Genomic DNA, 15,479 nt, shown 5'->3' with positions numbered 1-15,479 from the left:
TGCCGCTTTCGCGCGCGTCAGAAGTCGAAGCGGATCGCGGCGCCGATCGTGCGGCCGTTGATCGAGCGCGCGCGGACCAGGCCGTTGGCCGGGATCGCGGCGTCTTCCGCTTCGGTGATGCCCTTTACGTTGAAGATGTTGTTGGCGTTGACGTTGATGCTGACATTGTCCGCCGGGCGGATCACGATGAAGCCGTTGACCTGCGTATAGGCGGGCATCTTCAGCTGGTTGACCGGCTGCGTGTAGCTGGACGTCGTGCCGATGACGTTGGCGCCGACGCTGATCAGGCCGAAATCCACCTGCGGCGTCGCCTGATAGACGAAGGACGCCTGCCGCTGCGGGCGCTTGCCGTTCAGCGTCGCGTCGGTCGCATCGCGGGTGATCTTCGAGTCGGTATAGGTGCCCGCGGCGGTCAGCGAGAACGGCCCGCGGCGGAAGCGGCCTTCCAGCTCGACGCCGGTCGCTTCGTAATCGCGGCTGGTGAATTGCTGCTGCGAGAGCAGGTAGTTCGTCTCCTGCGTCCGCGCGTTGAACACGGTCGCATAGAGGCCGATCGGGCCGGAGTTGAACTTCACGCCGCCTTCGGCCTGCTTGACGAAGTCGTAGGGCTTGGCGCCGTTCACGAGCGCGCCGGTGGTGGTGTTGACCAGCGGACCGAACAGCAGGCGATCGGCGTTGACGCGGCCGCCCCGGCTGTAGCGGGCGAAGACCGCCAGCGTGTCGCTGAGGCGATAGTTCGCGCCGGCCGAATAGGACAGATAGTTGTAATCGTAGTTCACCGGCGCGCGGTTGGCGGGCAGGAACGCCACAGTCTGTTCGGCGGGCGAGATCACGCCGTTGCCGTCCATGTCCTGCGCCCGCGTGGTGACCGCGCCCGGCAGATCGCCGCGGATGCCGCCCTTGGCCGAGCCGAAGTCGTAGCGGACGCTGGCGTCGACGTTTAGCCGCCCGACCTCGAAGCCCAGCTGCGCGAACGGCGCGTTGGTGGTGTAGCGCACGTCATAGCTGCGGCGGCAGCAATTGCCGAAGAAGGCCGCCGAATAGAGCGTGCCGCCCGCGGTCTGCGATACGCCCGCCGCGTTGCGGATGTCGACCAGCACCGATCGGCCATCGCCCTGCACCGTCTGGAAGAAGGACGTCCACAGCCAGTCGGTCTTCACGTCCTGCCGCGAATTGTACATGCCGGCCGCGATCGACAGCGCGCCGCCGCCCAGATCGACCTTGCCGTTGATGCGCAGGTCGTTGGTGATGTTGTCGAGGCTGTTGAGCTTCACGTCGAACAGCACGACGCTGGCGAGCAGGCCGTTGCCGCCGAGCGCCGACGGGTTGGTGATCCGCTGCCCGGCGAGCGGCCCGCTGGCGTAGAAGAGTTGCGCATTGGCACCGGCAAAGCCGTTGGCGGTCGTCTGCGCGTCACCCACCGCAGCGGGGAAGGGCGAGACGAAGTCGCCCGAGATCGCCGAATAGCGGAAGCGTTCGGTGATGTTCCAGCCGTCGGCGATGCGGAACTGCCCTTCGAACCCGACCGACTTCACGTCCGGATGCATGCCGTCGCCGATCTGCCGGCGGACCGGATTGTTGTTGCCGTCCAGCGTCAACACCGACTGGATGTAGCGGCTGTGCAGCGTATCCTCGTTGATCGAGAAGCCGGGGACGTTCTGGTAGTTCGGGTCGCCGTTGCTGCCCGTCACGCGCACCGGATTGGGGAGGAAGGCGATGCTGCGGTCGTCGAGATACTTGCCGTATAGGCGGATATAGCCGCCGTCGAATTCGCGGGTGATGTTCGCCTTGATCTGGCCGCCGCGCATGGCGTCATAGCCGACATGGCGCGGGCCGTCGCCGATCCGGTAGAAGCCGCTCAATTCGTAGCGGGTGTTGGCGTCGATATGGCCACCATACGCGAAGTCGGCGCGATATTCGCGATAGTCGAGGCCGCTCGACAGCTGGAACGAGCCCCCGTCCTTCTCGCCCGTCTTCGAAATGAAGTTGATGATGCCGCCCGGCGAGTTGCTGGCGAAGGTCGAGGCCGAGCCGCCGCGAACCGATTCGATGCGCGCGAGCGACAGGTCGTTGCGGATGAAGATGTCGGCATTGCCGAAGATGATGTCGCCGAATTCCAGCACCGGCAGGCCGTCTTCCTGCAGCTGCAGGAACTTCGAACCGCCCGATGCGACCGGCAGGCCGCGGACCGAGATATTGGCATTGCCTTCGCCGCCCGATGCCTCGACGCGAACGCCGGGCAAGTTGCGCAGGATTTCGGCGGTGTTGCGCGGCGGGATCTTCGAGGTGAGATCGGCGTCGAGCGAGCTGACCGAGATCGACGTGTCGAGGCGGTTGCGCCCTTGGGCGACGCCGGTGACGACGATGTCCTGACCCTGATCGGGCGCCGGCGCGGCATCGGCCTGCGCGGTATCGTTCGCCGCCATATCGGCGGGAGCGGGCGCGACCTGCGCATGGGCGGTGCCGGCGATCAGCAGCGCGGCAGTGGTCAACAGATAATGGCGAGCCTTCATGCGATCCTCCCTGACACCGACTCTCTTTCGAAGTCTGCGAGACTGCCAATAGCACGACGGCAATCGATTGCAATGATCATTTTCAATCGATTGCGATTGCAGTGGACATGTGGCCGTTAAGAGACACGGTGGCGCGGCGCAGGCGCCCTTGGCGTTGCCGGGCTTCCTCTGCCATGACGAGTCCCCACGGCGGAGAGGATGATGGCGATGCGACGGGCGATGACGGGATGGCTGGCCGGCGTGGTCTTGATCGCGGTCGCGCCCGCCGCGAGCCTGGCCCAACGCGTCACGCGCGTATCGACCACACCGCCGCGCCTCGCCGCGCTGCCGATGGCGGTCCATGGGCGCGCGGTGCGGGACGGAGGAGGAATCGTCCGCCAGTGGCCGGGCGGCTATATGGAAACGGCGGTGCGCGGCGGCGGCGTGCTGTTCCGGGTGGGCGCGGGGGAGGTGGCGCTCCATGTTCTCGTCGATGGGCAGGCGGTGGACACGCTCGTCAAGCCCGCGCCGGGGCTCTACCGGATCGGCGGGCTGTCGGACGCGCGCCATGTCGTACGGGTCGAGGTCGCGTCCGAAAGCCAGGCGGCGCCGACGGGCTTCGGTCCATTCTACGCGGAGCCCGGCACCGTGGCGGCGCCGCTGCCCCGCCGTGCGCGGCAGATCGAGTTCGTCGGCGACTCCCACACCGTCGGCTATGGCGTCACATCGCCCACACGCACCTGCTCGGAGGCGGATGTATGGGCGACGACCGATACGTCCCGCGGCTTCGGTGCGATGCTGGCCCGGCGTTATGGGGCGGACTATCAGGTGAACGCGATCTCCGGCCGCGGCGTCGTGCGCAACTATAATGGCTTCGCCGCACCGAAACTGCCCGAGGCCTATCCCTACGTCCTGTTCGATCGCGCGACGCAGGCGTCGGAGCCGGAGTGGCACCCGCAGGTGATCGTCGCGGCGCTCGGCACCAACGACTTCAGCACGCCGCTGCATGCCGGTGAGCGATGGGCGACGCGTGCGGCGCTGCACGCCGATTATGAGGCGACCTATCTGCGCTTCCTGCGGACGCTGCGGGCGCGCGATCCGGATGCGCTGATCGTTCTATGGGCGACCGACCTCGCCGATGGCGAGATTGCGGCGGAGGAAGGCAAGGTGGTCGCCGCGATGCGCGCGGCGGGGGATCGCCGCATCGTCTTCGTGCCGGTGACGGGCCTCGCCTTCGGGGGCTGCAACGCGCACCCCTCGCTCGGCGATCAGCGCATCATCGCCGATCGGATCGGCGCGGCGATCGCCGCCAACCTGCCCGGCTGGCGTTAGCGGGCACGCTTAGGCGGTCATCCCGGTGAAGGCTGGCATCTTCCGGTGGGAGCACGCCGAATGTCCCGCGCGCGGCGCCGTCCTGTACGGCTATGGCGCCAGACGCACCGTCACCACCGGTTGCGGCGTGTCGCGCAACGTCAGCCTCAGCGTCCCGTCCGCCGGGGCCGGCACGGGAATCGAGGCGCCGGTAAATCCGTCCGGCACCGGCACGCTCTGTCCGCCGCTGGCGATGCTGCGGATCAGGAACAGGGCGTCGCCGGTCAGCGTGCAGGACCCGCTCTTCGGGCAGTGCCAGGCGGTCAGCGTCGGCAGGCGCACCAGCGTCGCCAGCGGCTGCCACGGACCCGCAACGCCGCTTTGCACCAGCCGGAAGCGCAGCGCCCCATGCGCCGATGCGCCGAGCGCCGTGGCGGGGATGAGCGAGGCGATCCCCACCTCCGCATCCTGGAGCTGGAGCGGCACCGTCACCGATCGCGAGGCGTCGCTTGCCGTCACCTCCACCGCATCGCCGGGCGACAGGCGCGCGTCGCCCCCGACCCGCAGCGAGAAGGTCAGCCGCGCATCCTGCGGCACCAGATCGTCCCCCGTCAGCGCGATCGGCAAGGCAGGGGCGGGGCCGACGCGTTCGATGGATTTCGCGACCAGCGTCGCCTGCGGGCGGGGGGCGCCGATCGTCACCTTCAGCGCGATCTGTCGGCCGTCGCGCAGCGTCACCTTCGCCTCGCGTGCCTGTTTGGGCTGGAAGGCGCCGACATCGGCCATGTCCGTCACCATCGGCAGCCGGTCACCCGTGCCGGAGCGCTCGAGCGCGCCAGGGCGGAAGAGCACGCCCGCCATGTCCAAGCTGGCGACCTGATCTAGCCGCGTGCCGGTCAGCACACCCTGTCGGTCGCCGGCGTGTAGGTCGAACCCGGCGATCCGGCTCGATTCGGCGAAGGTGCGCAACGCCAGCCGTTGCGGCTGGTCCGATCCATAGCCGTACAGCGCCAGCGTCACCGGCCCCGGCGTCGCATCGGCGAGCGGCACCTTCAGCGACAGGCTGTCCGCATCCGCTGCCGTCCAGGCGACCGGGCGGGCGGCACCGTCCGCCTGTTCCAGCACGACGCGGGTGACGCAGGGCGCCGCGCCGCCGACCAGCCGCAGCGGCGTTTCGCGCCCGACGATCAGCGTGGCGTCGTCGGCCACCCGCCACGTGCGACCCGCGGTCGCCACCAGTCGGAACGTCGGCCCCTCGAACGGCTGATAGCCCCACAGGCCGTGGACCGTCGCATCCGCGCTGGGTCCGAAGGCACCGTCGGTCTTGCCGAGGACGAAGCCGCCGCCGACCGGATCGATCGTCAGCGGCACCTCGCGCGTCTGTCCGTCCGCGCCCTTGACGCGCAGCGACAGGTCGCGGGCATAGCGGGTCGCGAATACCAAAGGCGCGCCCGCGACGGGCAGCAACAATCCGGGCCGGCTGGCGCACAGCGCGCTCTCGACCCGCGCCGACAGCGGCGGCAGGATCGGTGCGGCGACGCCGGGCAGGGCCGCGACCAGCACCGATTGCGGCTTGCGGAACGAAGGCACGGTGTTGAGCAGCAGCGCAGTGCTCGCGTCATGCTGTACGCCGAGCGCCGGAATGAACTGGAGCTGCGCCGACTGGAACGCGCCGAACAGGCGTACGACGTCGCGGATGACGCCGATATAGGGGCTGTAATAGCCATAGCCCGCCTGGGGCGTCGAACTGAGCTGCAAGGCGATGTCGGCAGGCGTCCCGGCCAGGGTCTGCGCGATCGAGCTGGTCTGCGCATCGGCGAGCACGGCGGCGTTGCTCGATTGCGTCAGGCAGGCGGCGCGCGCATCGGGCTGGCGCAGCAGGCAGTCGGTATCGAGCTTTACCGCAAGGCTGCGCGCGAGCTGCGGCGAGACGTCGGCCAGCTCTGCCGGATCGCGATGGGTGACGTTGGCGATGAACGTCTCCAGTCGCGCCCGGTCGAGCATCGCCTGATTCAGCTCCTGCGATGCGCGCACGAACGCACCGGGTCGCCCCCGGATCGCCGACGACACGGCGTCCAGCGCGCCGCCGGTATCGGGGACCAGCAGCACGATCGCCTGCTCCGCGCCCGCGGGGACGGCCGCGTCGATCGTCGCCTTCTTGGCCTTCCACGGTTCGGCGTCGAACAGCCAGTCCTTGGGCGGCGGATTGGTCGCGCCGCGCAGGAAGGCGAGCACCAGCCGGTAGCGCGCACCCTGCGCACGCGGCAGATCGACCGCGACGCGAATGCGGTCACCCACCGCCAGATTGGGCACCTGCGACAAGGGGAGCGTGACGCCGCTGTGCGTGACGCTGACCGTCAGCGACGGGCCCGCCAGATCGAACCCCGTCGATTGCGCCCCGGCGTTGCCGACACCCATCGCGGCGAGCGCACAGGCGGCGAACAGGACGCGGGTCCGGCGGGCGAGGGCGGTAGCGGTCACGGCCTCGCCTCTTACTCCCGCGGCGCACCAAGGCAATCGCCACTGGTCGCATTCCGGCATCGTGGCCCGGGCAGCGACGGCCTATGCACCGGGACTCCGCTATGGCATCCGTCCGGACCAGAGTGACGAGGAAGGGGCCGCATGGACGACGCCACGGGACGGATCGATCGGCGCGCGCTGCTGCTGGGCGCGGGCGCGGCCGCGATGGTGGCCGGCGCGGCATCCGCGGCGCGCGAGCCGTTGCACACGCCGCCCGGCGGCGGCGAACTGCCGCCGGCCTGGGAAGCGGCGGAGCGGATACCCTTGTGGGATGGAGCGCCGCCGGGCGGTCCGTTCGTGGCGCGCAAGGACCTGGACCGGCGCGGCCCCACGTTCGTCACCGGCGTGACGATGCCCGACCTGCACGTCTTCCAGCCCGCCAAGGCGAATGGCCGGGCGCTGCTCGTCATGCCGGGCGGCGCCTACAGCTTCGTATCGATCCGCAACGAGGGGGTCGGCGTGGCGAACGTGTTCGCCAAACTGGGCTATACCGTGTTCGTGCTGACCTATCGCCTGCCCGGCGAGGGCTGGACGCCGCGCGCCGACGTGCCGTTGCAGGATGCCCAGCGCGCGATGCGCCTCATCCGCGCGCGGGCAGCGCGATATGGCGTCGATCCCGCCAAGGTCGCGGTGCTGGGCTTTTCGGCGGGCGGGCACCTCGCCGCCTCGCTGCTGACGGGGTATGACGAGCGCGTCTATGCCCCGCGCGACGCCGCGGACCGGGGCAGCGCGCGACCGGATGCCGGTGGGCTGCTCTATCCGGTGATCGCCGCCGCGCCGCCGCTTACCCATCCGCTGTCCGCGCAACTGCTGCTGGGGCCGAACCCGGATGCGGCGCTGGTGACACGCCGCTCGCCCGCCCAGCATGTCACCGCGACCACTCCGCCGACCTTCCTCGCCCATTCGATGGATGACGGCGCGGTGCCGTGGCAGAATAGCGAGCTGTTCCTCACCGCGCTGAGGGCCGCGAAGGTGAAGGCGGAGGCGCATTTCTTCGAAGAGGGCGGCCACGGCTATGGCATCGGCCCCGACAATGCGCCCGCCGGCCTGTGGCCGCAGCTGTTCGCGCGCTGGCTCGACCGGACGCTGGGCTAACGCCCTCTCGACATCGCCGCCCGCGCAGTCGATGGGGCGGGGATGGAGCAGGATCAGCGTGAGCCGGGCCGCGTCGGCCGATGGCGCCTTGCGGGCTTCGCCGCCGGCGATTTCGCCTTCAATCTCTATTGGCAGAGCGCCATGCTCTACCTGCTGTTCTATTACACCGACGCGCTCGGCCTCGGGGTGGAGACGGCGGCGGCGATCTATTTCGCCGCATCGGTGTGGGACGGGATCGTCAGTTTCGCGGTCGGCGCGCTGGTCGATCGGCACGCTGCACCCGGCCGCTATCGACTGGCGCTGGTCGGGGGCGCGGTGCCGCTGGGGCTCGCCTTCGTCGCCGCCTATGCGCCACCGCCGGTGACGGGCGTGGCGGCGACGGTGTTCGTCGTCGTCGGCCATCTGCTGTTCCGCACCGCCTACGCCTGCGTAAACATCCCCTATCTCGCCATGTCGGCGCGGGTGAGCGGGGACGATCGCGACCGATCGTTCGTCGCGGGGTTGCGCATGTTGGCGGGCACGCTTGCCGCGGTGGTGGTGGCGATCGGCACGGTGCCGCTGGGCGGCGCGTTGATGCAGGTGGGGGAGGGGCCACGCGCCTTCCTGGGGGCGGCGTGGCTGTTCGCCGGGATCGCCAGCCTCGTGCTGGTCGGCGTCGGCTGGACGTTCCGCGATGCGATCGCCGCGCAGGACGGGCCGGTAGGGCCGGTGCCCTCGATCGGCACTTCGCTGCTGCTGGCGGCGCGCAACCGGGCGTTCGTAACGCTGGCGGGGGCGATGATGGCGATGATCGTCGCGACCACCGTGCTCAACAAATCGGTGCTCTATTATTTCAAATATGCGGTCGGCGATGAGGGCGCGGGGCAGCTGGCGCTGGCATCGATGATGGCGGTGAGCGCGGTGGCGGTGCCGGCGTGGATGGCGGTGGCGCGCGGCATCGGCGTGCGGCGGCTGTGGTTCGTCGCGGTCGGCTTGTGCGCCGCCGGCCTGATCGTCTTCGCGCTGGCCGATGTCACCCGAGCGGGCACGGCGCAGCTGTTCCTGATCGCGATGCAGGCAGCGACGGTCGGCCTGCACTTCGCCTTCTGGGCAATGCTGCCCGATGCGGTCGACCACGGCCAGCGCACCACCGGCGTGCGGGTCGAGGGCACGCTGTTCGGCCTCGCCGCGCTGTTGCAGCGGGTTGCGATCGGCCTGGCGACGGTGGTGATCGGCCAGGCGTTCGGACAGGCGGGCTATGTCGCCAATGTCGCGCAGACGCCCGAGATGCTGGCGACCATGCGGACGACGATTGCGCTGATTCCATTGGGCTGCTTCGCGCTGTCCGCACTGGTGATGGCGTTCAACCCGATCCGCGCGCGTCGGTAGGCATAGAGCCGGACGGCAAGACGGCGAACCGTTCGTGCTGAGCCTGTCGAAGCACAGGCGCCCGCAAGGACGACCTTGCAAGGGGCGCCCCGCCCTTCGACAGGCTCAGGGCGAACGGTGCGGTGGGATCAACGCCCTGTCATCACGCTATGGGCATTCAGCGGACCAGATCGAAGGTCCCGTGGACGCCGTCGGCCTGGGCGGACGGCGCGATCCATATGTCGAACGTACCCGGCTCGACCGTTGGCGCCAGATCCTTGCCCAGGAATTCCAGCTGCGCGCGGGTCAGCGTGAACGTCACCGTCTCGCTCTGGCCGGGCTTCAGCGCGACCTTGCGGAACGCCTTCATCTCGCGCACCGGCCGCGTGATGCTGGCGACGCGGTCGTGGATGTAAAGCTGTACCAGTTCCTCGCACGCGCGCTTGCCCGTGTTGGTTACCGTGGCGGACACAGTGATCTTGCCATCCCAGGGCAGCGTCGCGGGCACCACGGGCGCGTCGTAGCTGACCGCGCCATAGGTCAGGCCATGGCCGAACGGGTACAACGCGGCATTGGGCGCGGTGCGCCATTGCGCCTTGTACGGCTGGCGCGGGCCGGCGGGGGCGGGGCGGCCGGTCGCCTTGTGCGCGTAATAATAGGGCTCCTGCCCGCTTTCATACGGGAAGCTCAGCGGTAGGCGGCCCGACGGCCCGACCTTGCCGAACAGCACGTCGGCGATGGCGTTGCCGGTTTCGGAACCGAGGAACCAGGTGACGAGGATCGCAGCTGCGTCCTTCACCGCGCCTTCCAGCGCGAGGCCGCGACCGTTCTTCAGCAGTACGACGATCGGCTTCCCCGTTTTCGCCACCGCTTCGGCGAGTGCCATCTGCGGCGCGGGCACGGTGATCGACGTGCGCGACTGCGCCTCGCCCGACATATTCTCGCTCTCACCGATCGCGAGCACGACGACATCCGCGGCCTGCGCCGCCGCGACCGCCGCGTCGATACCGCCGGCCAGCGGCTCCTCGACGTTCGACCCCTGCGTCACCGTGACGTTGGCAGCGCCCGCATTGCGCAGGCCGGTGGCAAGGTCGATCGCCTGCTTGTTGTCGCCATAGACGACCCACGGCCCGTTGAGGTCGTGCTGGCCACTGGCGAAGGGGCCGATCAGCGCGATCTTGCGGCCCGTGTCGAGCGGCAGCAGGTCGCCGTCGTTCTTCAGCAGCACCATCGATTTCTGTGCGGCCTCGCGCGACAGCGCGATCGCCGCCTTGGTCCGCGACCGCGCCACTTCGCGCTTGCGGTCGATGCGACGGAAGGGGTCGTCGAACAGGCCGAGCATCTGCTTCACCGCGAGCACGCGCCGCACCGACCGGTCGAGCACCTCCTGCGGCACCACGCCTTCACGCACCAGACTGGGGAGGTATTGTGCGTAATAGTTCGACTGCATGCTCATATCGACGCCCGCCAGGAAGGCGATTCGCGTGGCGTCCTTGCCGTCCTTGGCGAAGCCCGCGGCGATCATCTCTTCGTCGCCGGTGTAATCGGACACGATGATGCCCGGGAACTTCCACTCGTCGCGCAGCACCTGCTTCATCAGCCAGGGGTTGCCGGTGGACGGAATACCGTCGATCTCGTTGAACGAGGCCATGCCGCTCATCGCGCCGGCATCGAAGCCGGCCTTGTATGGCGGCAGGTACACTTCGCGCAGCGTCCGTTCGGACAGGTCGACGATATTATAGTCGAGGCCACTTTCCGCCGCGCCGTAAGCGGCGAAATGCTTGACGCAGGCCATGACGGCATCGTTCGCGTCGAGGCTCTTGCCCTGGAAGCCCTTCACGCGCGCAGCGGCGAACAGGTTGCCGAGCAACACGTCCTCGCCCGCGCCCTCCATCGTGCGGCCCCAGCGCTGGTCGCGCGCGATGTCGACCATCGGGAAGAAGGTCCAGTCGATGCCGGCCGCCGCCGCCTCGAATGCCGCCATGCGCGCGGTGCGCATCGCCAGATCGGGGTCGAAGCTGGCGGCTTCGGCGACCGGCACGGGGAAGATGGTGCGGTGGCCGTGGATGACATCGGCGGCGAAGATCAGCGGGACCTTGAGGCGCGAATCGCGCATCACCGCGGCCTGCATCCGCCGCGCCATCTCCGCGCCATTGCCGTTGAACACGCCGGTCAGCTTGCCCGCGACCGCGTCGGCGACCTGGCCGTCGAAGCTGGGGCCGTTCGACGGCGGGTTGAGCCCGGTGGCGACGCCACCGCTCCATGCCGCGGCGTTGAGCTGCAGCTGACCCGCTTTCTCCTCCAGCGTCATCGCGGCGAGGATCGCCTCGACCCGCGGCGGCAGTGCGACGCCGTCCGCCTGCGCCAGCAGCGCGCGCGCCGGGCTGGCCGCCCAGGCGGCGACCGCGCCCGCGCCGAGCAGCGCCGCGCGGCGCGAAATGGTGTGATCCGTCATGTTCCAGCCTCTCCCCTGATCTGCTATCGTCCAGCGTCCGCGCTTGCACGGATGCTTCCGGCTTTTCGCGTTGACCGTTGCCTGTAACCGGTTACACAGGCCGGGCGTGCGGTACAAGACGTGTCGGTTCACGCACGGATGATCGTTCGCGACCAGTGGACGGCAGGGGGAGGACAAGGGTTGAAGTCGGCATCGGCCACGATCCGCGACGTCGCGCAAGTCGCTGAAGTCTCGGTCGCTTCTGTCTCACGTGCGTTGAACGGTCATAGCAGTGTCCATCCCGATACGCGCGCCCGCGTGCTCGCGGCGGCCAAGGCGCTGGGTTATGTGCCGCACGCCGGCGCGCGCAGCCTGTCGCTGGCGCGGAGCCATGCGATCGGCGTGGTGCTGCCCGACCTGCACGGCGAGTTCTTTTCCGAAATCGTGCGCGGCATGGATCGCGAGGTCGGCGCGCGCGGCTATCATCTGCTGCTGTCCAACATGCATGCCGATGCCGAGCTGGCCGCGCAGGCAATGCGATCGATGCGCGGGCGCGTCGACGGGCTGATCGTCATGGCGCCGCAGCTGGATGCGGAGGGCTTGCGCGAGGCGCTGCCGGGCGGCGTGCCGGCGGTACTGGTCAATTCGCTCGACGGGGCAGGGCGCGCCGGCTTCCGCATCGCCAATGCCGAAGGGATCGCGACGGTCGTCGCGCACCTCGCCGCGACCGGGCGGCGGCGGCTGGTCCATGTCGGCGGGCCTGCGGGCAATATCGACGCGCGCGAACGCTGCGAGGGGTTCCTCACCGCAATGGCGCGCCACGCGCCCGACATCGAGCCGGTGGTGATCGAGGGCGACTTCCGCGAGGATTCGGGCGCCGCCGCCGTAGCGATGCTGCGTGCGCGCGGCGTTGCGTTCGATGGCATCGTCGCGGCCAACGACATGATGGCGCTGGGCGTGCTCGCGGCCTTGCGCGAACAAGGGCTGTCGGTGCCGGGCGACGTCGCGGTCACCGGCTTCGACGACATTCCGCTCGCGCGGTATCTCGGCCTCACCACCATGCGCGTGCCGCTCGCCGAAATGGGCGCGCGGGCCGTCGCCCGTCTGATCGACGCGCTGGATGGCGGCACGCTGACCCCCGACACGCAGGTCGTCGCCACCGATCTCGTCATCCGCACCACCACGGAAGCCCTTACGTCATGACCCTGTCTCTCGATCGCCGTGCGCTGCTGCGCCATGCGCCGCTTGCCGCCGCCGCGAGTGCGCTGCCCCGCCACGCGCTGGCCGCCCCTGCCGCAACCACGCTGCCGGCATGGTTCGGCGACCTCGAACAGCGCACCTTCCGCTATTTCTGGGACCTCGCCAATCGCAGGAACGGGCTGGTGCCCGATCGCTGGCCGACGCCGTCCTTCGCCAGCATCGCCGCGGTCGGCTTCGCGCTGACCGCCTATCCGATCGGGGTGGAGCGCGGCTGGATCACGCGCAAAGAAGCCCGCGACCTGACGCTGACGACGCTGCGCTTCTTCGCGACCGCGCCGCAGGGCGATGCGCCGACCGGCATGACCGGGAACAAGGGCTTCTTCTACCACTTCCTCGATATGGAAACCGGGCAGCGCTATCGCGATACCGAGCTGTCCAGCGTCGATACCACCTTGCTGTTCCTCGGCATCCTGTTCGCTGGTGCCTGGTACGATCAAGCCGATCCGGTGGAGGCGGAGATCCGCCGGCTCGCCGAAACGATCACCGATCGGGCCGACTGGCCGTGGTTCACCAACGCGCGCGGCACCGTGTCCATGGGCTGGCATCCCGGCAAGGGCTTCATCGAGCGCGCGTGGGATGGGTATAACGAGGGGATGATGGTCTATGTCGTCGGCCTCGGCAGCCGCGGCCGGTCGCTCGCCGACGGGGCGTGGGACGCCTGGGCGCAGACCTATCCCGCCTTCTGGCGTGGGCAGGGGGATACGCGGCACCTCGCCTTCGCGCCGCTGTTCGGCCATCAGTATAGCCAGATGTGGATCGACTTCCGCGGCATTCGCGATGCGACGATGCGGGCCGCCGGCTTCGATTATTTCGAGAACAGCCGCCGCGCCACCTACGCCAATCGCGCCTATTGCATCGCCAATCCGATGCACTGGGACGGCTATTCGCGCGACATTTGGGGCCTGACCGCCTGTGACGGCCCCGGCAATTTCCAGCTGCCGTTCAAGGGGCGGACCGCGGAATTCTTCGGCTATGCCGCCCGAGGCCCGCTGGGCCAGCCCGACGAGCGCGACGACGGTACGATCGCGCCGACCGCGGCGCTGGGCAGTCTCGCCTTCGCGCCCGAGATTTGCGTACCCGCGGCGAACGCGATGCAGCGCTGGCCGCACCTATATGGCAAGTACGGCTTCCTCGACAGCTTCAACCCCTCGTTCCGCTATACCGACGTCAAGCTGGAGACGGGGTCGGTCGACCCCAAGAGCGGCTGGGTGGCGCGCGATTACCTCGGCATCGACCAGGGCGCGATCGCCGGCGCTATCGCGAACACCCGCGACGAGGGTGTGTGGCGCGTCATGCGCCGATCGCCCGCGATCCGCCGCGGCTTGCAGCGCGCGGGCTTCACCGGGGGATGGCTGGGGTGAGATAAGCCCGCCTGTCATCCCCGCCTGCGCGGGAATGACGCTATTGGGACGTAACATGTTGAGCGAGCCTTCGATGACCGACGCCCATCCCAATCCCCCGCTCAAGACGATCACGATCGTCGGCGGCGGCACCGCCGGCTGGATGGCTGCGGCCCTGCTGTCACGCCTGACGCTCGGCGCCTACACGATCCGGCTGATCGAATCGGAAGAGATCGGCACGATCGGCGTCGGCGAAGCGACCATTCCGGCGATCCGCACCTTCAACGGCCTTGCCGGGATCGACGAGTTCGAAATGGTCCGCGCGACGCAGGCGACGTTCAAGCTCGGCATCGAATTCCGCAACTGGGGGGCGCCCGGCGACAGCTACATCCACGGCTTTGGCAAGATCGGGCAGGACCTGTACTGGCTGCACTGCCACCAATTCTGGCTGAAGGAGCGCGCGGGCGGCCGGGCGAAGCACCTCGATCATTATGCGCTCAACACGCTGGCGGCGCGGATGAACCGCTTCGCGATGCCCGATCCCAGCAATCCGCAGTCGCCGATCGCCGACATCGATTACGCCTATCATTTCGATGCCTCGCTGTTCGCGCGCTTCCTGCGCGGCCGGGCAGAGGCGTCGGGCGTCGAGCGGATCGAAGGGCGCATCGTCGCCGCCAACCGGCGTGGCAGTGACGGCTTCCTCGACCATGTCGTGCTCGCCGATGGCCGCTCGGTGGATGGCGACCTGTTCGTCGACTGCTCCGGCATGCGTGGTCTGCTGATCGGCGACGCGATGGGTGTGGGCTATGAGGATTGGAGCGAGTGGTTGCTGTGCGACCGTGCGCTTGCGGTGCCGAGCGCGCGCGGGACGGGGCCGCTGACGCCGTACACGCGCGCGACTGCGCACGGGGCGGGCTGGCAGTGGCGCATCCCATTGCAGCATCGCACCGGCAACGGCCATGTCTATGCCAGCCGCTTCGTGTCGGACGAGGCGGCGGCAACGACGCTGCTGGAACATCTCGACACGCCCGCGCTCGGCGATCCGCGCCCCGTCCGCTTCCGCCCCGGCAAGCGCCACCGCGCGTGGGAGAAGAATGTCGTCGCGCTGGGTCTGGCCGGCGGCTTCCTCGAGCCGCTCGAGTCGACCAGCATCCATCTGATCCAGACCGGCATCCTGCGGCTGATCGCGCTGTTCCCGGGACGCGGCTTCAACACCGCCGACACCGACGAATATAATCGCCAGACCGATTTCGAATATCGCGACGTGCGCGACTTCATCATCGCGCACTACAAGGTGACGAGCCGCGAGGATACGGAGTTCTGGCGCTATCTGAAGCACATGCCCGTGCCCGACAGCCTGACCGAGCGGTTGGAACTGTTTCGCTCCTCGGGCCGGTTCTTCATGCATGCCAAGGCCGAACTATTTCGCGAGGAGAGCTGGGTGCAGGTGCTGCTGGGGCAGGGGTTGCAGGCGCATCACGACCCGATGGTCGACATGATTCCCGCCGACCAAACCACCGCTTTCCTGAAGGATGTCGAGGACGTGGTCGCCGATGTCGCCGCCGGCCTGCCGACGCACGAAGCCTTCATCGCGCGCCACTGCCAGGCGCCCAAAGTCGGCTGAGCGGGCTCCGCCCGCCACCGACTGTGACACGCAAGCAACAATCCGGCGGATAATGA

General features: G+C 69.0%; 9 protein-coding genes. 6 read left to right on the top strand and 3 right to left on the bottom strand.

The window, feature by feature from the left end; genetic code table 11:
* Window positions 1-17: 17 nt before the first annotated feature.
* Window positions 18-2,513, bottom strand: coding sequence for a TonB-dependent receptor domain-containing protein (locus A7E77_RS04280; protein ID WP_063686124.1), 2,496 nt, complete (start codon window positions 2,511-2,513; stop codon window positions 18-20).
* A 219-nt stretch (window positions 2,514-2,732) separates the two neighbouring features.
* Between A7E77_RS04280 and A7E77_RS04275 the strand changes: the two genes are divergently transcribed.
* Window positions 2,733-3,824, top strand: a complete 1,092-nt coding sequence (locus A7E77_RS04275) for an SGNH/GDSL hydrolase family protein (protein ID WP_063689709.1) — start codon at window positions 2,733-2,735, stop codon at window positions 3,822-3,824.
* 90 nt (window positions 3,825-3,914) lie between these two features.
* Here A7E77_RS04275 and A7E77_RS04270 read toward each other — a convergent pair whose 3' ends face one another.
* Window positions 3,915-6,284, bottom strand: a complete 2,370-nt coding sequence (locus A7E77_RS04270) for a hypothetical protein (protein ID WP_151895446.1) — start codon at window positions 6,282-6,284, stop codon at window positions 3,915-3,917.
* Window positions 6,285-6,425: 141 nt separating this feature from the next.
* On the opposite strand from A7E77_RS04270, the gene A7E77_RS04265 reads away from it, so the two are divergent.
* Window positions 6,426-7,418 carry an alpha/beta hydrolase gene (locus A7E77_RS04265; RefSeq protein WP_063686122.1) on the top strand — a complete coding sequence of 331 codons (993 nt, stop codon included), beginning with the start codon at window positions 6,426-6,428 and terminating at the stop codon, window positions 7,416-7,418.
* Between the two features lie 42 nt (window positions 7,419-7,460).
* Window positions 7,461-8,786, top strand: a complete 1,326-nt coding sequence (locus tag A7E77_RS04260) for an MFS transporter (RefSeq protein ID WP_063686120.1) — start codon at window positions 7,461-7,463, stop codon at window positions 8,784-8,786.
* Between the two features lie 157 nt (window positions 8,787-8,943).
* On the opposite strand, the gene A7E77_RS04255 is transcribed toward A7E77_RS04260, so the two are convergent.
* Window positions 8,944-11,220 (bottom strand): glycoside hydrolase family 3 N-terminal domain-containing protein, encoded by a 2,277-nt coding sequence (locus tag A7E77_RS04255; protein WP_063686118.1) that lies wholly within the window; start codon window positions 11,218-11,220, stop codon window positions 8,944-8,946.
* A gap of 180 nt (window positions 11,221-11,400) precedes the next feature.
* On the opposite strand from A7E77_RS04255, the gene A7E77_RS04250 reads away from it, so the two are divergent.
* Genes A7E77_RS04250 through A7E77_RS04240 form a run of 3 tightly spaced genes read left to right on the top strand, consistent with a single transcriptional unit; the run spans window position 11,401 to window position 15,423 of the window.
* Window positions 11,401-12,402, top strand: coding sequence for a LacI family DNA-binding transcriptional regulator (locus tag A7E77_RS04250; RefSeq protein ID WP_063686116.1), 1,002 nt, complete (start codon window positions 11,401-11,403; stop codon window positions 12,400-12,402).
* Window positions 12,399-13,820: a glucoamylase family protein gene (locus A7E77_RS04245; RefSeq protein ID WP_063686114.1), complete on the top strand. Its 1,422-nt coding sequence runs from the start codon at window positions 12,399-12,401 to the stop codon at window positions 13,818-13,820. Before A7E77_RS04250 ends, A7E77_RS04245 begins: the two co-directional genes overlap by 4 nt.
* A gap of 55 nt (window positions 13,821-13,875) precedes the next feature.
* Window positions 13,876-15,423, top strand: a complete 1,548-nt coding sequence (locus A7E77_RS04240; RefSeq protein ID WP_063686112.1) for a tryptophan halogenase family protein — start codon at window positions 13,876-13,878, stop codon at window positions 15,421-15,423.
* Window positions 15,424-15,479 lie beyond the last annotated feature (56 nt).

It is taken from the genome of Sphingomonas sp. NIC1, assembly GCF_001638925.1.
Taxonomy (GTDB): Bacteria; Pseudomonadota; Alphaproteobacteria; order Sphingomonadales; family Sphingomonadaceae; genus Sphingomonas; species Sphingomonas aquatilis.
This window is presented reverse-complemented; position numbering and strand designations above follow the sequence as displayed.

Coding starts and splice junctions, on each gene's coding strand:
- A7E77_RS04280 (WP_063686124.1), bottom strand. CDS start 2,513: ATGAAGGCTCGCCATTATCTGTTGACCACTGCCGCGCTGCTGATCGCC.
- A7E77_RS04275 (WP_063689709.1), top strand. CDS start 2,733: ATGACGGGATGGCTGGCCGGCGTGGTCTTGATCGCGGTCGCGCCCGCC.
- A7E77_RS04265 (WP_063686122.1), top strand. CDS start 6,426: ATGGACGACGCCACGGGACGGATCGATCGGCGCGCGCTGCTGCTGGGC.
- A7E77_RS04260 (WP_063686120.1), top strand. CDS start 7,461: ATGGAGCAGGATCAGCGTGAGCCGGGCCGCGTCGGCCGATGGCGCCTT.
- A7E77_RS04255 (WP_063686118.1), bottom strand. CDS start 11,220: ATGACGGATCACACCATTTCGCGCCGCGCGGCGCTGCTCGGCGCGGGC.
- A7E77_RS04245 (WP_063686114.1), top strand. CDS start 12,399: ATGACCCTGTCTCTCGATCGCCGTGCGCTGCTGCGCCATGCGCCGCTT.
- A7E77_RS04240 (WP_063686112.1), top strand. CDS start 13,876: ATGTTGAGCGAGCCTTCGATGACCGACGCCCATCCCAATCCCCCGCTC.